The following is a 25748-nucleotide window of genomic DNA, read 5'->3' on the forward strand; positions in this document are numbered from 1 at the left end:
TTCATCGCAACGGCCGTCTGGGCCGGGCTGGGTGCCTTCGGGCTCACTTTGGTGCTGAGCTTGCAGATCGTCCTGATGCGGGTCGGACTGCGGCGCCGCCAGGCCGCCGAAGCGAAAGCGCTGGCGCGCTGGCGTCCGGTCCTGAATGCCGCCGTCGTCGGCGAACTGCCGGCCGAGGACGGCGCCGGCCTCCCGCCCCTGCCGCCTGGCGACCGCCAGCCCTTCCTGCGCCTGTGGGTGCACCTGCAGGGCTCGGTGCGCGGCGAGGCCGGCGAGACCCTGAACACGCTGGCGCGGCGCCTGCGCCTGGACGACGAGGCGCTGGCGATGCTGGCGCGCGGCCCGCGCAGCGCGCGCCTGCTCGGCGCACTCGTGCTGGGCCACCTGCGCGAGCGGCGCGCCTGGCCCGGGTTGCTGGAGCTCGCCACCGATACCGACAGTACGCTGTCGCTGACCGCGCTGTGGGCGCTGGTGCGGATCGATCCCGAGGCCGCCGCCGGCTACCTGACGCCTTTGTTCATCGAACGCGAGGACTGGGCGCTGTCGCACGTGGCCGGCATCCTGCAGCAGGCCAGCGCGCCGGCCGCCGGCGTGCTGGCACGGCTCCTGCCCACGCTCGACGAAACAAAACTGCCGCGCGCGCTGCGCATCGCCGAAGCCTTGCGCCTCACGCTCCCGCCCGCCGTGCTGGGAGCGGCGCTGGACAGTCCCGCGGTGCCGGTGGTCCTCGCGGCGCTGCGCAACGTGCTCACGCCGGAAACCGTCGCGCAGGTGCGCAGCCTGCTGGCGCACCAGGATTGGCAGGTGCGGGTCCAGGCCGCCCGCGCCCTCGGGCGGGTGGGTGAACGGGAAGATGCCGAACGCCTGGCCGCGCTGCTGCGCGATCCGCAGTGGTGGGTACGCTACCGCGCCGCCGAGGCGCTGCGCGACCTGCCGGCCCTGCACCGTGCCGAGCTCGCCGCGCTGCAAGCCGCGCTGACCGACCGCTTCGCGTCCGACATGCTGGCCCAGGTCATGGCCGAAGGGAGCCCCACATGAGCGTCTACCAGACCCTGGTCACCTGGGCCACGTGGTTCGTGCTGGCCTACTTCATCGCCCTCAACGGCGGCTACCTGCTGCTCAACCTGTTCGCCCTGCGCAGCCTGCGCCGCCGGGGCGAGGAGCAGTTCCTGAGCGAGCTGCCGCGCGCCTATTCCGGGCTGGAGCCGCCGATCAGCATCCTGGTCCCGGCCTACAACGAGGAAGCCACCATCGCCGCCTCGATCCGCTCGATGCTGCAGCTGAGTTATGCCGAATTCGAGATCATCGTCATCAATGACGGCTCGAAGGATGCCACCCTCGAGGTGCTGCAGCGCGAGTTCGGCCTGCTGCCCTTTCCGGAAGCCTACCGGCGCCAGCTCGCCACCAGGGAAGTGCGCCAGATCTACCGCTCCACGCGCTACCCGAACCTGCGCGTGATCGACAAGTTCAACGGCGGCAAGGCCGACTCGCTCAACGCCGGCATCAACGCCTCGCGCTACCCGCTGTTCTGCGGAGTCGACGCCGATTCGATCCTGCAGCGCGACAGCCTGGCCAAGGTGACCGAACCCTTCCTGCGCGACGCCACCGTGGTCGCCACCGGCGGCACCGTGCGCATCGCCAACGGCTGCGAGGTCAGCGGCGGCTTCCTGACCCGGGTCGGGCTGCCCACCAATCTGTGGGCGATGTTCCAGGTGGTCGAATACCTGCGCGCCTTCCTGTTCGGGCGCCTGGGCTGGTCCTCGCTCAACGGCATGCTGATCATTTCCGGCGCCTTCGGCGTGTTCCGCAAGGACGCGGTGGTGCTGGCCGGCGGCTACCGGGTCGATACCATCGGCGAAGACATGGAACTGGTGGTGCGCATGCACCGCCAGCTGCGCGCGCGCCGCCAGCCCTACCGGATCGAGTTCGTTCCCGACCCGGTTTGCTGGACCGAAGCCCCGGAAGACATGCGCACGCTGAAGAACCAGCGCATCCGCTGGCAGCGCGGCCTGGCCGAAAGCCTCAACGCCAACTGGGGCCTGCCGCTGTCGCGCAACGGCGGCGTGCCGGGCTGGCTGGCGTTTCCCTTCATGCTCGCCTTCGAATGGCTCGGCCCACTGATCGAACTGGGTGGCTATGTCTTCATGCTGATCGCCTTTTGCACCGGCGCGATCTCCTGGCAGGCCTTCGGCGCCTTCCTGTTCGTCGCCATCGGCATGGGGATCCTGTTGTCGGCCTCCGGCCTGCTGCTGGAAGAAATGTCATTCCACCTTTATCCGCGCAACAAGCAACTGCTCGCCCTGGCGGGCATCGTCATTCTGGAAAACTTCGGCTACCGCCAGCTCAACACGGTCTGGCGCCTGACCGGCCTGTACCGCTGGGCCATGCAGAAGGAATCGACATGGGGAGCAATGCGGCGCAAGGGCAACTGGCAAAGCGGCGCCGGGAAATGAGCGCGGCGCCAGCGGCATGTGCGCTAGGCTAGCGCCATGTCCTGCCTGCGCCCTTCCCGTCTGCGCCCTGCCTGCCTGCTTTCCCTGCTGGCGCTGATCCCCATGAGCCCCGCCCACAGCGCCTACCTGCACCTGTGCCCGGCGGCGGCGGTACCCGCTCCGGCGCTGGCCAGCGCGCCGGCCGCCGACGGCAGCAAGCTGCGCTTCGTCGTGACCGAACGGCCAGCCCCAGCCGGGTGCAGCTCGCTGGCGCTGGGCGACGCCCGCATCGAAGCGCTGCACGCACCCGGCCCGCAGGCGCACACCGCGCGCGCCATCCTGCTGCACGGCGACGAACAGGACGGCGGCTTCGCGGTCAGCGAGCAGATCCTGGTGCAACCCGACAGTTCCGCACCGCCCGCGGCCCCGGGGCCCATGCCGCTGCACCGCAACCTGCTGGACGCCATGCGCGTCACACCCTACGGCAGCGAGGAGCGGGTGCGGGCCCGCCTCGAGGATGGACGGCTGCACCTGCGCTGCGAGGCCGGTATCCGCCCCGCCGGCGTGCTGCTTTCCGGCCCCTGGCGGCTGCCGCTGCTACGCGGCGCGCTGCGCCTGCGCTTCGCGGGCCAGGGGCGGTTCGCCTGGCGCGCCGCGGACGCCGCGCAGGCCGCGCGCGAAACCGCGCTCGAACTGGGATTCCTCGACGCGGCCGGCACTGAAACGTCCTTGCGCCTGGCGCTGCCATCCGGACTCGATCGCGCCGGCTGGCGCCATTTCGTGCTGGCCTGTCCCGATGGTCCGGCCACCCTGGAGCTGCGCGAACTGGCGCTCGCACCCACGCCCGGCGCGGCGGACCAGCGGCCGGCGCCACGCGCGACCTGGATCTGGGAAGCGCGCGACTGGCGCGGACGCGGCCCCGCCCTGCTCGACTGGGCGGTGAGCGAAGGCATCCGCGAACTGTTCGTCACGGTGCCGATCGCCGGCGGCCGGGTGCGCGAGCCCGCGGCGCTGTCCGCCTTCGTGCGCAGCGCACGCGCGCGCGGGATTGCCGTCAGCGCGGTCGAAGGTGATCCGCACATGGTGCTTCCGTCTGAACGTGCAGCCAGCGCCGCCCGCGCCTGGGCAGTGGCGCGCTACAACCGGGAGGCGGCGCCGGCGGCGCGCCTGGCCAGCCTGCAGTTCGACATCGAGCCCTACCTGCTTGGGCCGGAGGTGCTGGCGCCGGCGCGGCTGGAACGCGCATACCTGGCCACCGCCGCGGCGCTACGCAATGCCGCTGGCGAACTGCCGCTGGACTTCGTGCTGCCGTTCTGGTGGGCCGGCAAGCGCGCACTGCTCGACACGCTGGCGCGCAGCGCCGACAGCATCACGGTCATGGACTATCGCACCGCGCCCGACCAGATCGTGGAGTTCGCCATGCCGTTCCTCGACTGGGGCGCCGCGCATGGCAAGCGGGTGCGCATCGCCCTTGAGGCCGGGCCGGTGGCGGCCCTGACCGAGCGCCGCTACCACCCCGCCGAGCCCGGCAGCGCGGGGGACATGCTGCTGTTCGAGCTCGGCGGCCAAACGGTACTGGCACTGCTGCGCGAGCCGCGCGCCATCCCGGGTGCCCGGCCATTCCGGCTGGCCGCCACCCGGCGGATCGATGGGTCGGCCACCAGCTTCCAGGGCAACACGGCGGCACTGCGCGCGCTGCTGCCGCGCCTGGAGGCCGATTTCAGCGCCTGGCCAGGGTTTGCCGGCATCGCGCTGCACGGGATGCGCTAGGCCTTGCGGGCTCAGACGGCTGGCAACTCCACGGTGAAGCAGGTGCCCCGGCCGGGTGCGGTCTCGAAGGAGATGGTACCGCCGTGCTGCTCGACGATTGCCTTGCTGATGGCCAGCCCGAGGCCGGTGCCGCCGCGGGTGCGGGTGTCGGCGCCGTCGGCCTGCGCGAAGCGCTCGAATACCCGGGCCTGGAAGGCCGGGTCGATCCCCGGTCCCTCGTCGGTCACGGTCAGCCGCACCTTGCCCGGCACCTGGGCCAGGCCGACGGTGACGGCCTTGCCGGCAGGCGTGAACTTGATCGCATTCGACAGCAGGTTGGTCAGCACCTGCTCCATGCGGTCCGGGTCGATGCCGGCCACGCAGTCCCCGGCCCTGGCCTGCCAGTCGTGCCGCAACACTACCCCGCTGCCAGCCGCCTGGGCCTGCATCGCCGCCAGCGCACGCTCGGCGACCGGCAGCAGCGCCTGCGGCGTGCGGGCGAAGGCCATGTGCCCGGCTTCCATTTTCTGGATGTCGAGCAGGTCGTTCACCATGCGCACCAGGCGTTCGCTGCTCTGGCTGGCGATCGCGGTCAGGTGCGCCGCGTCCGGGGGCAAGTCGCCAGCCATGCCGTCGGACAGCATCGACAGCGAAGCCCGGATCGCGGTCAGGGGGGTGCGCAATTCGTGCGACACCGTGGCCACGAACTCGTTCTTCATCTGTTCGACCTTCTTGCGTTCGGAGATGTCGTGCAGGAAGACGCTGAAGAAGGCGTCCGCACCTTCGCCGGCCAGGCCGGCGGTCATCTCGATCACGAACTCGCGGCCGCCGCGGTCGATCACGGTACGCTCGATCCTGCCCTGGAGCATGGACGTGCGGGCTCCCTGGCGGAAGCCGTGCAGGGCCTTGTCGAAGCTGGCGCGGTAGCGTTCAGGCAGCACCAGTTCGGCCAGCGGCCAGCCGACCGCTTCGCCACGGGACCAGCCGAACATGCACTCGGCCGCATGGTTCCAGTCGAGGACGATGCCGCGCTGGTCGACCGCGATATAGGCGTCCTGGGCCGTTTCGACAATGGCGTTGATGCGTTGTTCGTTGGCGCGCACCGCGGCCAGCGCGCCCTCCAGTTCGGCGGTGCGCTGTTCGACGCGCCGCTCGAGCGTGGCGTTCAGGTCGCGCAAAGCCGCGCGCTGCTGGACCAGGTTCGTCACCAGCCTGTTGATGCTGCCGGACAGCGCCTCCACTTCGTAGTAATCCTTGGCATTAGGCACCAGTTCCGCGGCCTCGCCGCGCCCGAGGCGCTCGGCCGACTCGGCCAGCGCACCCAGCGGCCGCGTGATGCGCCGCGCCACCAGCAGGCCAGCGAGCGAGAACAGCACCGCCAGGGCAGCGCCGCTCCAGAGCGCCCGCTCGCGCAGCCGCTTGACCGGCGCGTAGGCGTCGGTGACATCCTGGCGCACCAGGACCGACCAGCCCAGGCCCGGGTAAGCACCCCGTCCGACAGTCGCGGCATGCCCCACGAGGTAGGACTGGCCGTCCGGCCAGCGCTCGACCAGGAAACCGCTACGCTTCTGCTGGGCCAGGCGCAGGCTGGAGGTGGCAATTTTCTGGCCCTGCAGCTCCGGGGGGCCGAGCAGGACCACGCCGTCGCGGCTCACGATGAGCGCCTGCACCCGGCCGCGTTCCTGGACCGGCGCGATGATCGAGCGCTCGACGTCGCGCGCCCATTGCCACGACAGGTGCACGCCCAGCACGCCGGCGGTGTTGCCGTCGAGGCCGCTGAACGGAAACGCGACGTCGACGAAGCGGCGCGGCTCGCCGTTCTCGCCGGGCAGCAGCTTGGCCAGCTTGACCGCCTCGTGCACGTCGCCCACGTGGATACCGGCCAGGGCATTTTTGAACCAGGGGCGCGCCGACACGTCGACCCCTTCCAGCAGGCCGCGCGCCTCGACGATCACCCGGCCATCCAGGGCGGTCAGGCCGATCCAGTCGTAATACCCATAGGTTTGCTGGATGTCGGTCAGCACCTGGCGCCGCTCGGCAGCGGATGCGCCCGCATCGCGCAGGGTCCGCCGGCGCACCATGAGGCTGACTTCGCGGTAGCGCTCGGCCATGCCGAGGTCGAGCTTGCCGGCGGTTTGATACGCCAGTTCGCCGAGGCTGTGGCCGATGCTGTCCTGGGCCTGGGCGTTCGATGCACGCTCCACAACCTCGACCAGCAGCAGGGTCAGGATGACGGTCAGCAGGGAAAAAGCCAGCGCCAGCCAGGCGCCGAGCCCACGCCGGCGGGGCTGGGCCTTTGGGGATGCATGCATGGGGATCAGAAAGCGAACTGGAGCAGTTGCGCCAGCGTAACACAGTCATGCTGCTGGTCTGTGTAGTCCCATGCCGTTTGCCGGGAAATTGAGGATTCTGAGCAACATCAATGGGAACTGCTCTGCGGCGTGACGCGTACCACTGCGGTCCATGCCAGCGGTCCAGCCGGAGCTGCGTTCATTACCAGCGCTGCCCGGAGCGGGATGCGACCCATGTCAAGGCATACCGGTTGGGATTGCGATCAAATCGATTTTCGCGACAGCCCCCAGTCTCTCCACGCACCCTCCTCCCGAACAACACCGATGCCGACACCTGAATCATTCAACAGTGCCCACCATCTGTCGCTCACACTGCGTCAAATCGGCGATGCCTATGCCAGGGCTGGCGCGCAGGCGCGGCTCGATATCGCGCAACGGGTACGCCGGTTTTCCCATCAGGTGGAAGAGCAGCTTGCACCGCTCGCCGACGCCGCCATGGGAATCGAGGCGGTGCGCTGCACCGTGGCGGTCTCACAGGCGCTCGAAGGCGCCGAAAACCGTTTTCGCCAATTGCTCAAGACCGAACTGAGCGGTCTCGATTTTTCCCACATCTGGTATGTCGTGGCGGAGGCGGCGAAGGAAGTCGTGCTCTACCTGGGTGGCGGCGCGGTCATTGGCGGAGCGGTCGGGGCGGCCGGAGGCTTCTTCTTCGGCGGCGTCGGCGCTGCGCCCGGGGCAGTTGCCGGCGCCTCGCTCGGGATGAAGATCGCCGGCGACATCCTCGCGGTGATGGGCCTGGGCAGCCTGGCCGTCTATATCGCGGGTAGCGTTCCCAGGATCATGCAGTTGGCAGCGACAGGCTTTGCCAGCGCCTGGAGCGCCGGGCAGCTTCCCTCCAGCGCCCATGGCGCCTACCAGGCCCGGATCCATGCGGCAAGCGAATCCTTCGCCCAATGCAAGCTGCTCTTGCTGAAAGCGGTGCTTGCCGCGATCGTGGTGGCCCTGTCGCGCGGACAGCTGGCGCGCTCCGAGCTGATCAAGCAACTGAACAGCAGCAAATTGGGACCGCGCTTCGGCGCATGGATCGCAGCCAACGAACAGAAACTGCTGACGCATGCCGCGCTGCGTCCTGCGATCGCGGCAGCCGACGGCGGCGCCGGTCCGGCCGCCAGGGCGGCAGCGCCGAGGAAAACGGCCCCGCCACCGTCGCCCAGGGAAAAACCGCCTGCGCCCGCAGCGCAGAAGAACGGCGTCGGAAAAACCTCCTGCCCGACTTGCCTGACGGTCGGCCACCCGGTCGATCCGCTCACTGGCAGCAAGATTCTTTCGGGCCCCGGCGAGCTCGACTTTTCCCTGGCAGCGCCCCTGCCCCTGGTCTGGCAACGACGCTACAGCTCAGCCCAATCGCGCTCTGGCTGGCTTGGACAGGGCTGGTCGATCCCGATCTCGGATGCGCTGGCGCTCAGCGGCAACGAGATCGTCATTCTCGACGCCTTCGAACGCGAGGTGACGTTTTCGCTACCTGGAATAGGCCAGACGATCTTCTCGCCTTCCGAAAAGATCAGCCTGGTGCGCACCGCTGCCTCCCGCTTCGAACTCGTCGACCAGAACCTGCAGCGCCGGCAGTTCGCCCTGCTTGGCCCTGCGGGCCGAATCGCGCACCTGGTTGGCATCGTCGACGCCAATGGCAACGCCATCCGCATCCTCTACAACCATCGGCAACTGCCGGAGCGGATACACGATAGCGCCGGCCGCACCTTCACCCTCGCATTCGGCACCTGCCGCGGCCAGCCACGCCTGTCAAGTGTCGGCATGCTGCGTGAAACAGGTGAGCATCAGCACTTGCCGGCGCATCAAGCCGACCTGCTGGTGCAGTATGACTACGATGATGCCGGGGACCTGGTCCGGGTGCGCAATTGTCTCGGCCAGGTAACGCGGGAATTCGCCTACCGCGATCACCTGATGGTGGAGCATGCGCAGCCGGGCGGGCTCGTCTCGCGCTATGAATACGACCAGTACACTCCGGCAGGCAAGGTGCTGCGCAACTGGACCAGCAACGGGCTGTCGTGGAGCTTCCAGTACCTCGCCCGCGAGACCGTGGTCACCGACCATCTCGGACGCGTGCAACGCTACCGGTTCGACCGGCGGCAGCGCTATACCGGCATGGTCGACGCCGCCGGCGGCACCACCAGGCGACGCCTGGACGAGCATGGCAACCTGCTCTCCATCACCGACCCGGCCGGGCGCAGCACCAGCTACCGGTACGACGACCGGAGCCGGGTCGTCCGGGTCGAACGTGGCGGCCATGGCACGGGCATCGTCTATCACGCGCGCTTCGACAAGCCGGCGCTGATCACCGACGCGCTCGGCGCCACCACGGCCTTGCGCTACGACGAGCGCGGCAACCTGACCGGCATCACCGACGCGCTGGGACAGCGCACGTCCTACACCTACAATGCGCAGGGCTTGCCGATCGAGGTCACCGATGCCGCGGGCGCCGTCAAACGCCTTGCCTATGACAGCGGCGGGCAGCTGACCAGGTATACCGACTGCTCTGGCAACACCACGCATTTCCATTACGAAGGCGGTAAGCTGGTGCGCATCGTGGATGCGGCCGGGGCGTCCACCGCCTACACGTATGACGGGCTTGGCCGCCTCCTCGCGACGGTGCATCCGGACGGCAAGACCGAGCGCTACGACTATGACGGGCTCGGACGGCTGATCGGGCGGACCGACATCGCCGGGAACCGCAGCAGCTACGTGCTCGACACCGATGGCAAGCCCTTGCAGCGTCGCGATGCGCGCGGCGGGGTACTCGCTTACCGCTACGATGCGGGGCGCCGCCTGGCCGAGCTGATCAACGAGAACGGCGATATCAGCCGCTTCGTCTACGACGCACTGGACCGTCTTGTCGAGGAAACCGGCTTCGACGGCCGCCTGACCCGCTATCGCTACGACCAGGCGGGCCTGGTGGTGGCCAGGGAAGAATGCGGTAGCGGCGCCCAGGACAAGGCAAGCCAGATCCTTACGCACTACCTGCGCGATGAGGCGGGCCAGCTGGTCGAGAAGATCAGTTCCCGCGTCACCGGCCCGGCGCAGGCGGAACAACTGCGCCAGCGCTACGCGTACGACCCGCTCGGACGCATGACGCGTGCGGTCAATGCCGATGCCGAGATCGAGCTCGGGTACGACCTGCTGGGGCGGCTGGTCAGCGATACGACCCGCGCCGGCAAGCGTACCAGCGTATTACGGCACAGCTACGACGAGCTGGGCAACCGCATCCAGACCGTCCTCCCGGACGGACGAGTACTGAACAGCCTGTTCTACGGTTCCGGACACCTGCACCAGATCAACCTGGACGGCGCGGTCATCACCGATGTGGAACGCGACAGCGCGCACCGCCCCACCAGCCGCAGCCAGGGCGCGCTCACCAGCCGCTTCGACTACGACCAGGCCGGGCGGCTCCTGTCACAGGTGGCCGATGACGGGCACACCGCCGTCGTCGCACGCAGCTACGCCTACGACGAAGCGGGCAATCTCGGCGCCATCGACGATCTCCGTCAGGGGCGCACCGAGTACCACTACGATGCCATCGGCCGCGTCCTCGCCGCGCTACGGCCGGACATGCGCGAGCGCTTCGCCTTCGACCCGGCCCACAACCTGCTCGACCCTGCCGCCGCGTCCTGCGGGCGGGTCGAGGGTAACCGGGTACGCGTGTTCGAAGACAAGCGCTACGGCTACGACGCGCACGGCAATCTCCAGGAAAAGCGCATCGGGCGCCATACGCGCATGCAGTTCGAATGGAATGCCGCGCACCAGATGGTCAAGGCGACGGTGGCGCGCCATGCCGGCCAGGACCAGCCATTGGTCCAGACGGTGCACTACGTGTACGACGCCTTCGGTCGCCGCATCTGCAAGCGCGACCGCTTCGGCGAGACGCACTTCCTCTGGGACGGCGACCGCCTGCTGTCGGAAGCGCGCGGCAGCGACCATCGGACCTACGTGTACGAGCCCGGTTCCTTCGTTCCGGTGGCCCGGATCGACGGGGCCGGATCCGGGTCCGGGCAGCCAGCGGCTCCGCTACCGGCGCAGGTGCATTACCTCCATACCGACCTGACGGGCACGCCACGCGAAGTCAGCGACCGGGATGGCCGGCTGATTTGGGCTGCCAGTTACAAGGCCTGGGGCAATGTCCTGAAAATCGAGGCACCTCAGCACCAGGACGAGGCGCATGCCGTCGCCGCCCACCTGTCATCGGAAGCGGCGCTCGCCTCGCTCCAGCCGCTCCGGTTCCAGGGCCAGTACCATGATGTCGAGACCGGGCTGCACTACAACCGGTTCCGCTACTACGATCCCGATTGCGGACGCTTCGTGTCGCCCGATCCCATCGGCCTGGCGGGCGGGAACAATGCATACCAGTACGCCCCGAATCCCGTCGCCTGGGCCGATCCGCTCGGGCTGAGCGCATGCGCCTGCACGGCAGCGACCATCAATGCATCGACGCTTGACAAGGCAACGAGCGAAGCAGTCCTGAACACCGAGAAAGGATTGCGTCCCAACCCGGACAGCTATCTCTCGCAAGCCTACCGTGACGCCCACGCGGAGATATTCCGCGGCGGCGCCGCCCGGATCCAGCCCTCCGCGCCCACCGGAACCATCGGGCGCACCGAAACCTGGGTCTTCCCGCAGTCAACCACACGTGACGCGATCGCACGCGCCGGCAACGACGTCTCGAAGCTGGAGGAATTGCTGGGACTGGACAAGGGTTATCTCGGTGCCAACCCGGTATTGGTTGAAATCCCGAACCCCATTGGCTATCGTATTCCAACGGGCAATGAATTCGGCGCCAACGGTTTCTGGCGGCCTGGCGGTTTTACTTATCCGGGAGGTTTGCCGGAGGCAGTGATCGACCCTGTCCCGCCCGGTGCCTACACGACGAAGCCGGTTTTCCCATAAGGAGAAAAGATGGACCAAAAACTGTATGAACTCGCGGATCTCACGATCTGGAAACGGGGCGACCGCTACTTTGTTCGCTACGATGCAGGCGCGCATCAGGTCACCATGCGCGAGGACGAACTTTCCGAGGCCGAGGTAGCGCTGGCAATCCAGGGCAAGGAAGCGACGAACCAGATGCTGCTTGCGCTGGAAAAGCGGCTGATCAAGGCGGGCATTGATCCGCACGTTGCCAACCTCGATTGAAGCATGCGCCAGAAAATCCTTGTTCGATTGTGCTGATATTCACGATAGCGACAAAGAGACATTCATACTGTAAATATCGTTTGTACGGCATCTTCAACAATTATTCATCACCCACATCGCTGGAATCACCAATCTAAAGTTTATTTATGGCACAGAGCTCCCTATACTGCACTGCAACATCGCAGTTTCCACGGAGATTCCACTATGAGCCTAGCCCGCCGCTTGTTTGCCAGTGCCGCCGCCGCAGTGCGCGGCTTTTCGATCGAACTGTATGCCGCGCACGGCGGCTGGGCGCCAGCGGTACGGGGTTGAGCATGCCGGCACTCGATTTTGTCCTGAGCCTGTGCGCACTGGCGGCCCTGGTCGTCCGCCTGGCCCTGTCCCTGCGCCCCGCGCGCCGTCCGCCCGAGCCGACCTGATACGCTGCGACGCAACAGCAGTATTGACGTTCCTGCGCCGGCTGTACGACATGTCGTACGCCGGCGCTTTGTTTTTACCAGTCCCTCCGGTACATGCCCGTCGCCGTCCATGCTGAGCTAGAATGCATTCGCATTTTCTGGCAAGAAAGCTATTTCCTTTCACTCGGCACTGAGAACACGATGCGCATACCAGCACTTACGATCTTCGCGGCACAACTGGCATTCCTTGCGCTGCCGGCGGCAGCCTCCACTCCGATCACCCTCGACCAGGCCATGTCCCATCCCGACTGGATCGGCACGCCGGTCGACACCGCCTGGTGGAGCTGGGACGGCAAGGGCGTGTACTACAAGCAGAAGCGCGACGGCTCGCCGGTGCGCGACACCTGGCTGGTGGCGCAGGGCGGCAAGGCAAGGCTGGTGAGCGATGCCGAGGCCGCGAAGATCGACGGCGCCGATGTGGTCTATAACCCAGGCCGCACGCGCGCGCTCATGCTGCGCAACGGCGACCTGTTCGAACGCGACCTGAAGAGCGGGGCCCTGATACAGATCACACGCGGCGCTACCCGCCTGGAAGCGCCGCAATACACCAGTGACGAACGCGGCGTGCACTACCGCATCGGCAGCGACTGGTACCTGTGGGACCGCGCCACCCGGGTGGTGGGCCCGGCCGCGCTGCTGCGCGCCGCCAAGGACCCGGCAGCCGCCGAGGACGATCCGCTGCGCCAGCAGCAGCTGCGCCTGATCGCCACCCTCAAGCGCCAGAAGGACGAGCGCGACACGCTGCGCGAGCGCCTGAACGAACAGCGCCGCGTCGACCCGACCCTGCCCCCGGCGCCAATCTATCTGGGCGACAAGGTCGAGGTCGAGGACAGCGCGCTGTCCCCCGACGGCCGCTGGCTGCTCGTGGTCACCGCGCCGAAGGGTGCCGACAAGGGCCGCGTCGGCAAGATGCCGCGCTACGTGACCGAATCGGGCTACGAGGAATTCGACGACCAGCGTACCCGCGTCGGCCGCAACATGCCGGCGCCGCACACGCTCAAGCTGGTCGACCTGCGCACCAGCAAGGTGCAAGACCTGTCCTTCGACGTCCTGCCCGGCATCAAGGAAGACCCGCTGGCCGCGCTGCGCGCTGCGGCAAAGAAAGAGCCGCTCAAGGGCAACCGCGCGCTGCGCGTGTTCGGCGGCATCGCCTGGAGCGCGAACGGCGCCAACGTGGCCGTCATGCTGCGCGCGGTGGACAACAAGGACCGCTGGATCGCCACCGTCGACACGGCCGGCGCCAGCCTCAAGCCGCTGCACCGCCTGAGCGATGCGGCCTGGGTCAATTTCGACAACAGCGAATTCGGCTGGCTGCCGGACAACCGCAGCCTGTGGTACCTGTCCGAGGAAAGCGGCTACTCGCACCTGTACACCCAGCCCGCGACGGGCGGACCGGCGCGCGCCCTTACCTCGGGCAAGTGGGAAGCCTCGGACGTGAGCTGGTCGCATGACGGCAGCGTGGCCTGGGTGATGTGCAACCGCGCCACGCCTGGCGACTACGAAGTCTGCGCCGTGAACGCGAAGGATGGCGCGGTGCGCGAGGTGACGAGCCTCGACGGCGTCGAGCGCTTCCGCCTGTCCCCGGACGGGAAGAAGCTGCTGGTGCACTGGTCGGGCAGTTATACGCCGGTGCAGCTGGCCACCGTCCCGGCCAGCGGCGGCGCCGCCGTCAAGCTGACCGATACCCGCAGCGAGGCCTACAAGGCACGTAGCTGGATCGAGCCGCAGTACGTGGCGGTGCCGTCCAGCGCCGGCGGCGACCCGGTCTGGGCCAAGCTGTACCGCCCGGCCCAGCTCGAGCCGGGCAAGAAGTACCCGGTGGTGATGTTCGTGCACGGCGCCGGCTACCTGCAGAACGTCAGCCGCCGCTACCCGAACTACTTCCGCGAGCAGATGTTCCACAACCTGCTGGTCCAGAAGGGCTACATCGTGCTCGACATGGACTACCGCGCGTCGAAAGGCTACGGCAGCAAGTGGCGCACCGCGATCTACCGCCAGATGGGCCACCCGGAACTGGTCGACTATATCGACGGCGTGAACTACATGGTGGCCCAGCACCAGGGCGACGCGAAGAACGTCGGCGTGTACGGTGGCAGCTATGGCGGCTTCATGACCTTCATGGCCCTGATGCGCGCACCGGAGACCTTCAAGGCCGGCGCCGCGCTGCGTCCGGTCACCGACTGGGTCACCTACAACCACGGCTACACCGCCAACATCCTCAACACGCCGGACATCGACCCTGAAGCCTACCGGATCTCGTCGCCGATCGAGTACGCCGACAAGCTGCAGGGCCACCTCCTGATCGCGCATGGCATGATCGACGATAACGTGTTCTACCAGGACTCGGTGCGCATGGCGCAGCGCCTGATCGAGCTGAAGAAGGACAACTGGGAGCTGGCCAGCTACCCGCTGGAACGCCACGCCTACGTGCAGCCGGAAGCCTGGTACGACCAGTACCGCCGCATCTACCAGCTGTTCGAGCGCACGCTCAAGCAGTAAGCTCCAGACAGAAGGCGCCTCCGGGCGCCTTTTTCGCAGGCGAACGCGGCGGCGCCCGGGCGCCATGCGCGTTACCATGTGCCGCTTTCCTCGTTTCCGGAGTGTCCGATGTTCCGCTCGTCCGCCCTGCTTGTCCTGCTGGCCCTTGCCGCGCCCTCCCTGGTCCAGGCCCAGCCTGCTTCCAGCCTGCCCGCCGGCCGCGGCCTCGATCCGCGCAAGGTGGTTGAATCGCGCTACGGCAAGGAGGCCAGGGACGATAGCGGGGCCTTCATCGGGACAGGACAGGAAAAACAGGACAAAGGGGAGCAGGAGAAACCCGAAGACAGGAAGCAGGCGCGCAAGCGGCCCGCCGCCAACCCGGACGCACCTTCCGCACCGGCGCCACTCGCGCTGCCCGGCGCCTTCAAGCGGATCGAAGGCAGCCTGGCCACGGTGGCGATCGACAACACCGGCGGCGCCCAGGCCGGCGAACCGGTCCCGGTCACCTTTGGCCAGGTCTTCGCACCGGGCGCCGTGCCACGCGGACAGGGCGTGGCGGGCAAGACCGCGGACGGCAAGCCGGTGGCGCTGCAGGTCGACGCCAAGGCCCGCCATCCGGACGGTTCGCTGCGCCATGCGGTGATCTCGGCGCTGCTGCCGCGCCCCGCCGCCCGCGCGCCCCTCAGGATCGGACTATGGCCGGCCGAGCGCGCAGCGCCATCCTCCGCCGGCGCGGAGCTGGATGTACCGGAAGTCAGCGTCATCGCCCTCATCGACGGCAAGCGCTATACCGCTTCGACCGACGGCGCCAGGGCGGCGCCGGGCGGCCGCTGGCTGGCGGGGCCGGTGGCCAGCGAGTCGCAGCTGGTCGTGCCGCTGCGCGGTCCGGCAGGCCAGGTCCATCCGCACCTGACGGCCCGCTTCGCCCTGCGCAGCTATCCCGGCGCCAAACGCACGCGCATCGACGTGACGGTCGAGAACAGCTGGGCCTACGAGCCGGATCCGCGTACCTTCACCTACGATGCCGAGATCGTGATCGGCAAGGAAACCGTGTGGCGCCACGCAGCACTGCCCCATTACCGCAAGGCGCGCTGGCGCAAGCTGTTCTGGGCCGGCGGCGATCCCGGCGTCGAGGTGCGCCACGACGGCGCCGCCCTGATTGCCAGCCGCGCCGTGCCGAACTACGATCCGGCGCTGCAGGTCTCGGAAAAAGCCCTCTCCCGGCTGGCCGACCGCTGGCAGGGGCCGGTGACGGAACCGATGAGCACCGGTCTGGCCGAGAACCGGATGGCGACCACCGGCGGCCGCTCCGACATCGGCCTGCTGCCGGGATGGACGGCCAGCTACGTCGTCAGCACCGATCCACGTGCCCGGCGCGCCATGCTCGGCACCGCCGACCTAGCCGGCAGCTTCTCGGCGCACTACCGCGACAAGCGCACCGGGCTTCCGATCAGCCTGCTGGACTATCCCTACATGACCACCCTCGGGCAGCGCGAGCATGCGCGCAACCCGGCCACGGGCAAGAACGAAGGCTTCCCGCCCTGCGTGCCGCGCGAGGCCTGCGCCTCGCCGCACCGCCATGACGTGGCGCACCAGCCCTCGCTGGCCTACGTGCCCTACCTGGTCACGGGCGATTACTACTATCTCGAGGAGTTGCAGTTCTGGGCGATGTTCAATGCCTTCTCGTCCAACCCGCACTACCGCCAGGGCGCCAAGGGGCTGCTCAAGCCCTACCAGGTGCGCGGCCAGGCCTGGGCCCTGCGCACGCTCGCGCACGCGGCCTACATCACGCCCGACGCGCATCCGCTCAAGTCCCATTTCCTGCGCATCCTGGACAGCAACCTGGATTGGTACCACACGCGCTACGTCACCAATGCCCAGGCCAACCGGCTCGGCTTCGTCGAGGAAAACTATGCCATCGTCTACCAGGGCAAGACCGGCCTGGCACCCTGGCAGGACGACTTCTTCACCTCGGCGGTGGGCCATGTGGTGGAACTCGGCTTCGACAAGGCGCGGCCGCTGCTGGCCTGGAAGGCGAATTTCCCGGTCCAGCGCATGACCGGCAGCGGCACCTGCTGGATCGCGGCCTCGCAGTATTCGCTGAAGGTGCGCGACACGCCCGCCAGTGCGTTCTATACCAGCATCGAGCAGGTGTACCGGGCCAGCAGCAAGCCCGAGGTCCTCGGCACCGCCTGCGCCAGCCCGGAAATGGCGGCCGCCCTGAAGCTCGCGCCGGGCGAGATGCCGGGCTACTCCAAGTCCCCCGCCGGTTTCCCGTCCAACCTGCAGCCGGCCCTGGCCTATGCCGCCGGCGCCGCCGGCAAGGCCGGGCGCGAGGCCTGGGAGCGCTTCATGGCGCGCCCGGTCCAGCCGGACTACAGCGGTTCGCCGCAGTTCGCGATCGTGCCGCGCTAATCCGGCTGCGGCGCCAGGAAGTCGAGCAGCGCCAGCGCCACCACCAGGGTAGCCTTGCGCAGGTCCTCCAGCACCAGGCGCTCGTCGGCCTTCTTGGCGTTTGATTCGGGCACCGTGCGCGGCCCGGCGCCGTACATCACCGCCGGGATGCCGCGCTCGCCGTACAGGCGCGCATCGGCGTACAGCGGCGTGCCCTGGGCCGTGATCTCCTCGCCGAACACCGCGCGGCCGTGGCGCTGCAGGCTCGCCACCAGCCGCTCCGATCCCGGCAGCGGACGCAGGGCGTGCGACAGCAGCAGGCGCCGGATCTCGAGCCGGATGCCGGGCATGCCGGCCACGGCGTCCTCGATGAGGGCGCGCACCTGGCGTTCCACCGTCGCCGGGTCTTCCTCGGGAATCATGCGGCGGTCCATCTTCATGACCACCTTGCCCGGCACCACATTGGTATTGGTGCCGCCATCGATGCGGCCGACCAGCATGGTGGGCGAGTCGATGCCGGGGACCTGCGACTTGATCTGCTTGAGCGCGGGCAGCTGGCCATAGATGGCGTTCAGGATACGGGTCGCGGCCTGCAGCGCATCGACCGCCGTCTCCGGCATCGCGCCGTGGCCGGCCTTGCCGTGCACCGTGATCTCCAGCTGCAGGCAGGCATTGTGGGCGGTAACGATGTTGTAGGCGAAGCCCGCCGCGATCACGTAGTCGGGCCGGGTCAAGCCCTGCTCCAGCAGCCAGCCAGGGCCCAGCAGGCCGCCGAATTCCTCGTCGTAGGTGAAGTGCAGCTCGATCGCGCCCTTCAGTGGCAGGCCGAGCGCCTCCAGCGCGCGCACCGCGAACACATAGGTCGCGAAATCGCTTTTCGAGACGGCCGCCGCGCGGCCGTAGATGACGCCGTCCTCGATCTCGGCGCCGTAGGGCGGCCTGGTCCAGCCTTCGCCCGGCGGCACCACATCGCCGTGCGCGTTCAGCGCCAGGGTCGGGCCGCCGGCGCCGTAGGGCCGGCGCACGATCAGGTTGGTGATGCTTTGCATGCCGTAGTCGCGCACCGCCTGTTCCGGCACCGCGTGCCGTTCGGCTTCCCAGCCAAGCTGCGCCAGCATCCGCGCCACCGCCTCGGCATGCGGCGCGTTGTCTCCCGGCGGGGTGTCGGTCGGGATGCGGATCACTTCCTGCAGGAAGCCGACCTCCTCGTCGAAATGGGCATCGATCCAGGCGCCCAGGCGCTCCCGGGCCTTGTCGTGTCCTTGTGCTTGGGTATCCATCATGGTTGTCCTGTGCGTGCGCCGGCTTCGAACCAGGCGCCGACCTGGGCCCGCTCGGCCTCGGTCATGTGGGTGAGGTTCGCCAGCGGCATGGCCTTCAGTTGCACCGTCTGCTGGTAGATGCGCTGCGCGTTCTGGCTGACGAGTTCCGAGGTATGCAGCATCACGCCGGCGGGCGCGGTGGCGAAGCCGGCCTGGGTCGGCTGCTGCGCGTGGCAGGACACGCAGCGCTGCCCGACGATGGCGCGCACCTGGGCGAATTGCGCCGCATCCTGGGCGGCATTGGCCTGTTGTGCCCCCACCGCCGGCGCCTTGGGCGCGATCGCCACGGCCAGCGCCAGCAGCAGCGCCACGCCGGCCGCCGGATACTTCCATTCGACCCGCCCCTTGTGGCGCAGGTTGAAGAAGTGGCGGATCAACACGCCCGCCGCCATGATCACGGCCAGCACCGCCCAGGCGTGCTCGTGGCGGTAGGTCATCGCGAAGTGGTTGCTGATCATGATGAACAGCACCGGCAGCGTGAAGTAGTTATTGTGGACGCTGCGCTGCTTGGCCTTGATGCCATGGACCGGATCGGGCTTCTCTCCGGCCAGCATGGCATTGACCATCTTGCGCTGGCCCGGAATGATCAGCATCGCGACGTTGGCCACCATCATGGTGCCGATCATCGCGCCCACGTGCAGGTAGGCGGCGCGGCCGCCGAGCAGGTGCGTGAGCACGTAACTGCTGGCGACCAGGAAGGCGAACACGGTCACGCCGAAAGCCAGGTCGTGCCGGCCCAGCGGCGAGCGGCACAGCAGGTCGTAGACGATCCACCCCAGCACCAGGCTGCCCAGGCCGATACCCACCGCCTGCCAGCTCGTCAGGTCTGCCACGCTGCGGTCCACCATCATCGCCTGCGCATTCAGGTAATACACGATGACCAGCAGCGCGAAGCCGGACAGCCAGGTGGAATAGGCTTCCCACTTGAACCAGTGGAGTTCCTTCGGCAGCGTGGCGGGCGCCACCAGGTATTTCTGCGGATGGTAGAAGCCTCCACCATGCACGGCCCACAGCTCGCCGGCCACGCCTTTCTTCGCCAGGTCGGAATCGGGGGCCGGCGGGCGGATCGTGTTGTCGAGCCAGACGAAATAGAAGGACGCGCCGATCCAGGCGATGCCCGTGATCACGTGCAGCCAGCGCACCAGCATGTTGAACCACTCCAGGGCATACGGGCCCAGGTATCCAAAACCATCCATAGGGGCGTCCTTGTCGAGTATCCCTTGACGATAACGTGATTTCAATTTCTGCAACATGAAATCTAGCGTATATTCGACATACGTGAATCCATATACGCGCCGACACACCATGGCCAGCCTGCCCCTGCACCTCGACCTGCACCTGATCCGCATCCTGTACTTGCTGCTGATGGAGAAAAACGTCTCGCGCGTGGCGCTCAAGCTGAACCAGCCGCAGCCCTCGATCTCGGCCTCGCTGCGCAAACTGCGCGAGCTGACCGGCGACCCGCTGCTGGTGCGCGGCGCGCGCGGCATGGTGCCCACCCAGCATGGCGAGAGCCTGCTCAAACCCGCCAAGCGCATTCTGGACGAAGCCGAGAGCCTGTTCGTGCGCAAGTCGCCCTTCGTGCCCGAGGAAGCGGCGCGCACCTTCCACATCGCGGCGCCGGACTATCTGGACACCCAGTTCCTGCCCGGCGTGGTGGCGGCCCTGCGACGCGGCTCGCCCAACAGCAAGGTGGTGATCCACAGCCTGGGCCCCGGCCTGGACTACCTGCGCATGCTGTCCGACGGCGAGATGGACCTGGTGATCGCCAACTGGGACGAGCCGCCCGCGCACCTGCACATGTCCAAGCTGTTCGAAGACCCGATCACCTGCACCATGCGCGCCGACAGCCCCTACGCCAGGCGCACGGCAAGCGACGCGATGACGCTCGAGGACTACCTGTCGCTGCCGCACGTCGCACCCTCGCAGATGCTGCCCGGCTACCACGGCGTGATCGACGCCCACCTCGACCGCCTGGGACTGCGGCGCAAGGTGGCGGTCGAGTCGCCCTACTTCGGCGTGATCCCCTACATGCTGACCCAGAGTGACCTGGTACTGACCACCGGGCGCCAGTTCATCCGCTTCTACGAACGTACCTTGCCGCTCAAGAGCTTCACGGTACCGGTCAAGTTTCCGCCGATGCGCTTCTACCAGCTGTGGCACCAGCGCGTGCACCAGTCGCCGGAACACAAGTGGCTGCGCGACCAGGTCAGCCTGGCCGCGCGCGCCCTGGCGAAATAGCGCTTATGCGGCCAGGCATATGAGCGGAACGGCCGGCCACATTTATCATGACTGACTCCCAACACGCGACGTCCACCATGACCACACTGCCGCAGCTGAACGCCTGCCCGCCCGATGCCTTCGTCGAGGCCCTTGCGGGCATCTACGAACACTCGCCCTGGATCGCGGCGCGCGCCGCCGCGCTGCGGCCCTTCGCCAGCCTGGCCGCCCTGAAGCAGGCCTTGCAGGCGGTGGTGACGCAAGCAAGCGAGGACGCACAACTGGCGCTGCTGCGCGCCCACCCCGAGCTGGCCGGCAAGGCGGCGATTGCCGGCGAACTCACGGCCGAATCGAGCGGCGAGCAGGCGGCCTCCGGCCTGGACCGCTGCAGTCCCGCCGAATTCGCCACGCTGCAGGACCTGAACGCGCGGTACCGCGACAAGTTCGGCTTCCCCTTCATCCTGGCCGTGAAGGGTCCGGCCGGGCGCGGCTTGAGCCGCGCCGCCATCATCGCCGCGTTCAGCCGCCGCCTCGGCAATACGCATGGCGACGAGATGCGCGAATGCCTGCGCCAGGTGCACCGCATCGCCGAGATCCGCCTGAATGCGCTGCTGCAGGTCGAACTGCGCTTCGGTGCCCAGGTCATGGACTGGGCCGAAGCCCTGGGCGCCATCAGCGATGCCGAGGGCCAGCTCACCTGCGCCTACATGACGGACGCGCACCGGCGCTGCGCCGCCCAGCTGCGCGACTGGATGCGCGAGGCCGGCATGCAGGCCCACATCGACGCCGCCGGCAACGTGGTCGGACGCTACCCGGCGGCGCAAGCCGATGCGAAGACCCTGCTCACCGGCTCGCACTACGATACCGTGCGCAACGGCGGCAAGTACGACGGCCGGCTCGGCATCCTGCTGCCGATCGCCCTGGTGCGCGACCTGCACGCGCGCGGCGAGCGCCTGCCCTTCCACCTCGAGGTGATCGGCTTCGCGGAAGAAGAAGGCGTGCGCTTTCGCAGCACCTTCCTGGGCAGCAGCGCCATCACCGGGCGCTTCGATCCGCGCCTGCTCGAGCAGCGCGACGGCGACGGCCTCAGCATGCGCGAGGCCTTGAGCGCGGCCGGCCACGATCCGGCGCACATCCCGTCCATTGCGCGCGACCCGGCATCGCTGCTGGGCTTTGTCGAAGTCCACATCGAACAGGGCCCGGTGCTGCTGGAGCGCGGCCTGCCGCTCGGCGTGGTGACGGCGATCGCCGGCAGCTCGCGCTACCTGGTGGAACTGACCGGGGTGGCCAGCCACGCGGGCACCACGCCGATGGGCATGCGGCGCGACGCGGCCGCCGCCGCCGCCGAGATCGTGCTGCTGGTCGAAGCGCGCTGCAGCGGGCGCGGCGCGCTGGTCGGCACCGTGGGCCAGCTCGAGGTGCCGCAAGGCTCGGTCAACGTGATCCCGGGCGCGTGCCGCCTGTCGCTCGACATCCGCGCCGCCAGCGACGAGGATCGCCTGGCGGCCGTGGACGAGATCCTGGCCGGTATCTCGGCCATCTGCGCGCGCCGCGGCATCGAGGAAAAATTGTGGAAGCTGGTGGAGGCCGATGCCGCGCCCTGCGCGCCGCGCCTGATGGATCGCCTGGGCGCGGCCATCGAAGCGGCCGGCCTGCCGCGCGTCGACCTGCTGTCCGGCGCCGGCCACGACGCGATGGAGATGGCCCGCATCACCGAGGTCGCCATGCTGTTCGTCCGCTGCGGCAACGGCGGCATCAGCCACAATCCGCTCGAGACCATGACGGCGGACGATGCCGAAGTGGCGGGCGAGGTCTTGCTGGACTTCCTGCGCCGGACTTCCTGAGGCATGACACGTACGCACGACGCACGGCAGCAAGAACCATCCCCTGCGCGTCACGCTGGATGGGCGCGGTTTCGCAGGCGCGGCGGCATCTGTCGAACCCCGGGGTGCGCGCGGTCCTGCGCGGCATCGGACCGAGTCTGATCCGGGGCCGACCAACGCGCGCTACTTCTTCGGCGTCAGCCGCAGCAGGCCCAGGATCACCAGCGCAAACAGCGCGCTGAGCACCGCGGTCGCCTCGCGTCCCATGCCGGCGGCGATGCCGACGGCGGCGGTCAGCCAGACGCTGGCAGCCGTGGTCACGCCCTTCACGTCGTCCTGCTGGTGGTGCTTGAGGATGGCGCCGGCGCCGATGAAGCCGATGCCGGCGGTGACGCCCTGCAGCACGCGCGAGATATCGCTGATTTCCATACCCGCCTGCAGCGGGATCAGCACGAACAGGGCCGAGCCGAGCGAGACCAGCATGTGGGTGCGCAGGCCGGCCGAGGCCCCGACCGTCTCGCGTTCATAGCCAAGCAGGCCGCCCAGCAACACCGCCACCATCAGCCGCAGCACGATGCGGGTGATGTCCTCGGGGCTACCCAGGTCCGAGAATTCCTTCAGTATCGTCAGCCAGCTGCGCTCCATCCAATCCATGCACGTCCTCCCGAGGTAACCCGGGGATGATGCCATCTGTGCAAGAAGCGCGTCGCCACGTTCGGCCTGTGCTTTTCAAGCGGCGATCCCGGCCCGCTCCAGCATCGCGTGCAGCAGCACATTGCAGCCCGCCTCCAGGTGCCCGGGCTGCGCATCTTCGATCTCGTTGTGGCTGATGCCGTCCTTGCAGGGCACGAAGATCATGCCGGCCGGCGCCACGCGCGCCGCGTAGATCGCATCGTGGCCGGCGCCGGATACCACGTCCATGCTGGAATAGCCCAGCTTCCCGGTGGCGGCGCGCACCGCATCCACGCAGTCCGGATGGAAGGGGCACGGCGGATAGTAGGAAACCCGTTCGAGTTCGATCGCCAGGCCACTTTCCCTGCGGGTGGCGGCCACGAAGGCCAGCAGCTCTTCGTGCATGGTGTTCAACAGTTCGTCGTTCACGTTGCGCAGGTCGATGCTGAACTTGACCTGGCCCGGGATCACATTGCGGCTGTTCGGGAACACCTGCACCATGCCCACCGTGCCGCGCCCATAGGGCGGATAGCGGTGCGCGATGTTCACCGTTTCCTGCATGATGGTGGTAGCGACCTGCAGCGCGTCGCGCCGCAGGCCCATCGGGGTCGGACCGGCATGCGCTTCCATGCCGGTCACTACGCAGTCGTACCACGACAGGCCCATCACGGCCGGCACCACGCCGATCACCTTGTCCGCGTCTTCCAGTACCGGGCCCTGTTCGATGTGGGTCTCGAAATAGGCGCCGATCGGGTGCTTGCCCGGCACCTGCTCGCCCAGGTAGCCGATGCGTTCGAGCTCCTCGAGGACGGTACGACCCTCCAGGTCGCGCGCGGCATAGGCGGTCTCCAGGCTGAAGGCACCACAGAACACACCGGAACCCATCATCACCGGCACGAAGCGCGAGCCTTCCTCGTTGGTCCAGAACGCGACCTCGATCGGCGCCTCGGTCTGGATGTTGCGCTCGTTCAGGGTGCGCACTACTTCCAGTCCGGCCAGCACGCCGTAGTTGCCGTCGAACTTGCCGCCGGTCGGCTGGGTGTCGACATGGCTGCCGGTGACGATCGGCGGCAGCGACGCGTTGCGCCCCTCGCGCCGCATGAAGACGTTGCCGATCTGGTCGACCGTGATCGACAGTCCGGCCGCGCGGGCCCATTCCACCACCAGGTCGCGGCCCTGGCGATCGAGGTCGGTCAGGGCCAGGCGCTTGACGCCGCCCTTCTCGGTGGCGCCGATCGCGGCCAGGTCCATCAGGGACTGCCACAGGCGCCCGCCATTGATGCGCAGTTCGTTCATGCTGTGCTCCTTCAGGCCGTGGTGGAGGTGAAGGCGGGCCGCGCGACATAGCGCCCCGCTCCGCGCTCAGCGCGCAATTCGCCGCGCGCATATACCAGCTTGCCGGCGGCGACGGTATGGGTCGGTACGCCGCGCACCGTGCGGCCTTCGAACACGTTGAAGCCGCCCTTCGCATGCTGGGTGGAGGCCGAGATGGTGCGGCTGCCCTGCGGGTCCCACACCACCAGGTCGGCGTCGGCCCCGGGAGCGACCATACCTTTGCGCGGATACATGTTGAAGATCTGGGCCGCATTGGTCGAGGTCACGCGCACGAATTCGGACGGCGTGAGCAGGCCGCTGTTGACGCCGGCGTCCCACACCACGGCCATGCGTTCCTCGACGCCGCCGCAGCCGTTCGGGATCTTCGTGAAATCGTCCTTGCCGGCCGCCTTCTGCTCGGCGCAGAAAGTGCAGTGGTCGGTGGCCGTGGTATGCAGGTTGCCACCGCGCAGGCCCTGCCATAGCGCGTCCTGGTGATGGCGGCTGCGAAACGGTGGACTCATCACGTGGCCGCGCGCGAAGTCGGGGTCCGGATGGCGGTACACACTGTCGTCGATCACCAGGTGGCCGGCCAGCGCTTCGCCATACACGCGCTGGCCCTTGGCGCGTGCGCGGGCGATCGCATCGAGCGACTCGGCGCAGGACACATGGACGATGTAGACCGGGGTGCCCAGCACGTTCGCGATGGCGATCGCGCGGTTGGCCGCTTCCGCTTCCACTTCCGGCGGGCGCGAGAGCGGATGCGCCTCGGCGCCACGGATGCCGCGCGCCAGCAGCTCCTGCTGCAGCTGGTAGACCAGTTCCCCGTTCTCGGCGTGCACGGTGGGAATCGCGCCCAGCTCCAGCGCACGCCGGAAGCTGTTCACCAGGGTTTCATCGTCGGCCATGATCGCGTTCTTGTAGGCCATGAAGTGCTTGAAACTGTTCACGCCATGCTCGCGCACCAGCGTGCCCATCTCTTCGTGCACGGAGCGGTCCCACCAGGTGACGGCCACGTGAAACGTGTAGTCGCCCGCCGATTTTTCCGCCCAGCCGCGCCAGGTGTGGAAAGCGTCGAGCAGCGACTGCTGCGGGTCGGGAATCACGAAGTCCATGATGGTGGTGGTGCCGCCCGCCAGCCCGGCCGCGGTGCCGGTGTAGAAGTCGTCCGCGGTGACCGTCCCCATGAAGGGCAGCTGCATGTGGGTATGGGTGTCGATCCCGCCCGGCATCACGTACTGGCCGCCGGCATCGACGATCGTGGCCCCCGCCGGCGCCGCGAGGCGCTCGCCCACCGCCACGATCTTGTCGCCTTCGCACAGCACGTCCGCGCGGAATGCGCGGTCGGCGTTCACCACGGTGCCGCCCCGGATCATCGTCGTCATGGTCATTCCCT

At 68.2% G+C, this 25748-nt stretch carries 15 protein-coding genes; 9 read left to right on the forward strand and 6 right to left on the reverse strand.

Going from position 1 to position 25748, the window contains the following annotated elements; translation table 11 throughout:
• Nucleotides 1–60: 60 nt before the first annotated feature.
• The 3 genes from LCI23_RS05580 to LCI23_RS05590 all read left to right on the forward strand — a co-directional run bounded on the left by LCI23_RS05580 (nucleotide 61) and on the right by LCI23_RS05590 (nucleotide 4202).
• Complete coding sequence (locus LCI23_RS05580; protein ID WP_224945165.1) at nucleotides 61–1038, forward strand: HEAT repeat domain-containing protein; 978 nt, start codon at nucleotides 61–63, stop codon at nucleotides 1036–1038.
• The gene (locus LCI23_RS05585) at nucleotides 1035–2453 is read left to right on the forward strand and encodes a glycosyltransferase family 2 protein (RefSeq protein WP_224945167.1); all 1419 of its coding nucleotides are present in this window, start codon (nucleotides 1035–1037) and stop codon (nucleotides 2451–2453) included. The genes LCI23_RS05580 and LCI23_RS05585 overlap by 4 nt, the downstream gene beginning before the upstream one ends.
• Nucleotides 2454–2555: 102 nt before the next feature.
• The gene (locus LCI23_RS05590) at nucleotides 2556–4202 is read left to right on the forward strand and encodes a hypothetical protein (RefSeq protein WP_224945170.1); all 1647 of its coding nucleotides are present in this window, start codon (nucleotides 2556–2558) and stop codon (nucleotides 4200–4202) included.
• An 11-nt stretch (nucleotides 4203–4213) separates the two neighbouring features.
• Here LCI23_RS05590 and LCI23_RS05595 read toward each other — a convergent pair whose 3' ends face one another.
• Nucleotides 4214–6493 (reverse strand): ATP-binding protein, encoded by a 2280-nt coding sequence (locus LCI23_RS05595; protein WP_224945172.1) that lies wholly within the window; start codon nucleotides 6491–6493, stop codon nucleotides 4214–4216.
• Between the two features lie 303 nt (nucleotides 6494–6796).
• Between LCI23_RS05595 and LCI23_RS05600 the strand changes: the two genes are divergently transcribed.
• The 4 genes from LCI23_RS05600 (at nucleotide 6797) to LCI23_RS05615 (ending at nucleotide 17022) form a co-directional block, all read left to right on the forward strand.
• Nucleotides 6797–11428, forward strand: a complete 4632-nt coding sequence (locus LCI23_RS05600; protein ID WP_224945174.1) for a DUF6861 domain-containing protein — start codon at nucleotides 6797–6799, stop codon at nucleotides 11426–11428.
• A gap of 9 nt (nucleotides 11429–11437) precedes the next feature.
• Nucleotides 11438–11671, forward strand: a complete 234-nt coding sequence (locus LCI23_RS05605) for a hypothetical protein (RefSeq protein ID WP_224945176.1) — start codon at nucleotides 11438–11440, stop codon at nucleotides 11669–11671.
• 599 nt (nucleotides 11672–12270) lie between these two features.
• Nucleotides 12271–14628, forward strand: coding sequence for a prolyl oligopeptidase family serine peptidase (locus LCI23_RS05610; protein WP_224945178.1), 2358 nt, complete (start codon nucleotides 12271–12273; stop codon nucleotides 14626–14628).
• A 108-nt stretch (nucleotides 14629–14736) separates the two neighbouring features.
• On the forward strand, nucleotides 14737–17022 hold the full coding sequence (locus LCI23_RS05615) for a hypothetical protein (RefSeq protein ID WP_224945180.1): 2286 nt from the start codon (nucleotides 14737–14739) through the stop codon (nucleotides 17020–17022).
• Here the strand turns inward: LCI23_RS05615 and LCI23_RS05620 are convergent.
• Together LCI23_RS05620 and LCI23_RS05625 are read right to left on the reverse strand one after the other, a co-directional pair.
• Entirely contained in the window at nucleotides 17019–18284 is a 1266-nt protein-coding gene (locus tag LCI23_RS05620) for a M20/M25/M40 family metallo-hydrolase (RefSeq protein WP_374041144.1), read from the reverse strand. The genes LCI23_RS05615 and LCI23_RS05620 overlap by 4 nt on opposite strands.
• Nucleotides 18281–19519, reverse strand: a complete 1239-nt coding sequence (locus LCI23_RS05625; RefSeq protein WP_224945182.1) for a urate hydroxylase PuuD — start codon at nucleotides 19517–19519, stop codon at nucleotides 18281–18283. The genes LCI23_RS05620 and LCI23_RS05625 overlap by 4 nt, the downstream gene beginning before the upstream one ends.
• Before the next feature lie 109 nt (nucleotides 19520–19628).
• Here LCI23_RS05625 and LCI23_RS05630 point away from each other — a divergent pair, with 109 nt between their 5' ends.
• Nucleotides 19629–20564 (forward strand): LysR substrate-binding domain-containing protein, encoded by a 936-nt coding sequence (locus LCI23_RS05630; RefSeq protein ID WP_224945185.1) that lies wholly within the window; start codon nucleotides 19629–19631, stop codon nucleotides 20562–20564.
• 77 nt (nucleotides 20565–20641) lie between these two features.
• The gene (locus LCI23_RS05635) at nucleotides 20642–22387 is read left to right on the forward strand and encodes an allantoate amidohydrolase (RefSeq protein WP_224945320.1); all 1746 of its coding nucleotides are present in this window, start codon (nucleotides 20642–20644) and stop codon (nucleotides 22385–22387) included.
• Between the two features lie 162 nt (nucleotides 22388–22549).
• Here LCI23_RS05635 and LCI23_RS05640 read toward each other — a convergent pair whose 3' ends face one another.
• The 3 genes from LCI23_RS05640 to hydA all read right to left on the reverse strand — a co-directional run bounded on the left by LCI23_RS05640 (nucleotide 22550) and on the right by hydA (nucleotide 25737).
• Nucleotides 22550–23020, reverse strand: coding sequence for an MgtC/SapB family protein (locus LCI23_RS05640; protein WP_224945188.1), 471 nt, complete (start codon nucleotides 23018–23020; stop codon nucleotides 22550–22552).
• A 75-nt stretch (nucleotides 23021–23095) separates the two neighbouring features.
• Entirely contained in the window at nucleotides 23096–24334 is a 1239-nt protein-coding gene (locus LCI23_RS05645) for a Zn-dependent hydrolase (RefSeq protein WP_224945196.1), read from the reverse strand.
• 11 nt (nucleotides 24335–24345) lie between these two features.
• Nucleotides 24346–25737, reverse strand: a complete 1392-nt coding sequence (gene hydA, locus LCI23_RS05650; RefSeq protein ID WP_224945198.1) for a dihydropyrimidinase — start codon at nucleotides 25735–25737, stop codon at nucleotides 24346–24348.
• Nucleotides 25738–25748 lie beyond the last annotated feature (11 nt).

Source organism: Massilia sp. MS-15 (assembly GCF_020176695.1).
Lineage (GTDB): Bacteria > Pseudomonadota > Gammaproteobacteria > Burkholderiales > Burkholderiaceae_D > Telluria > Telluria hydrophila.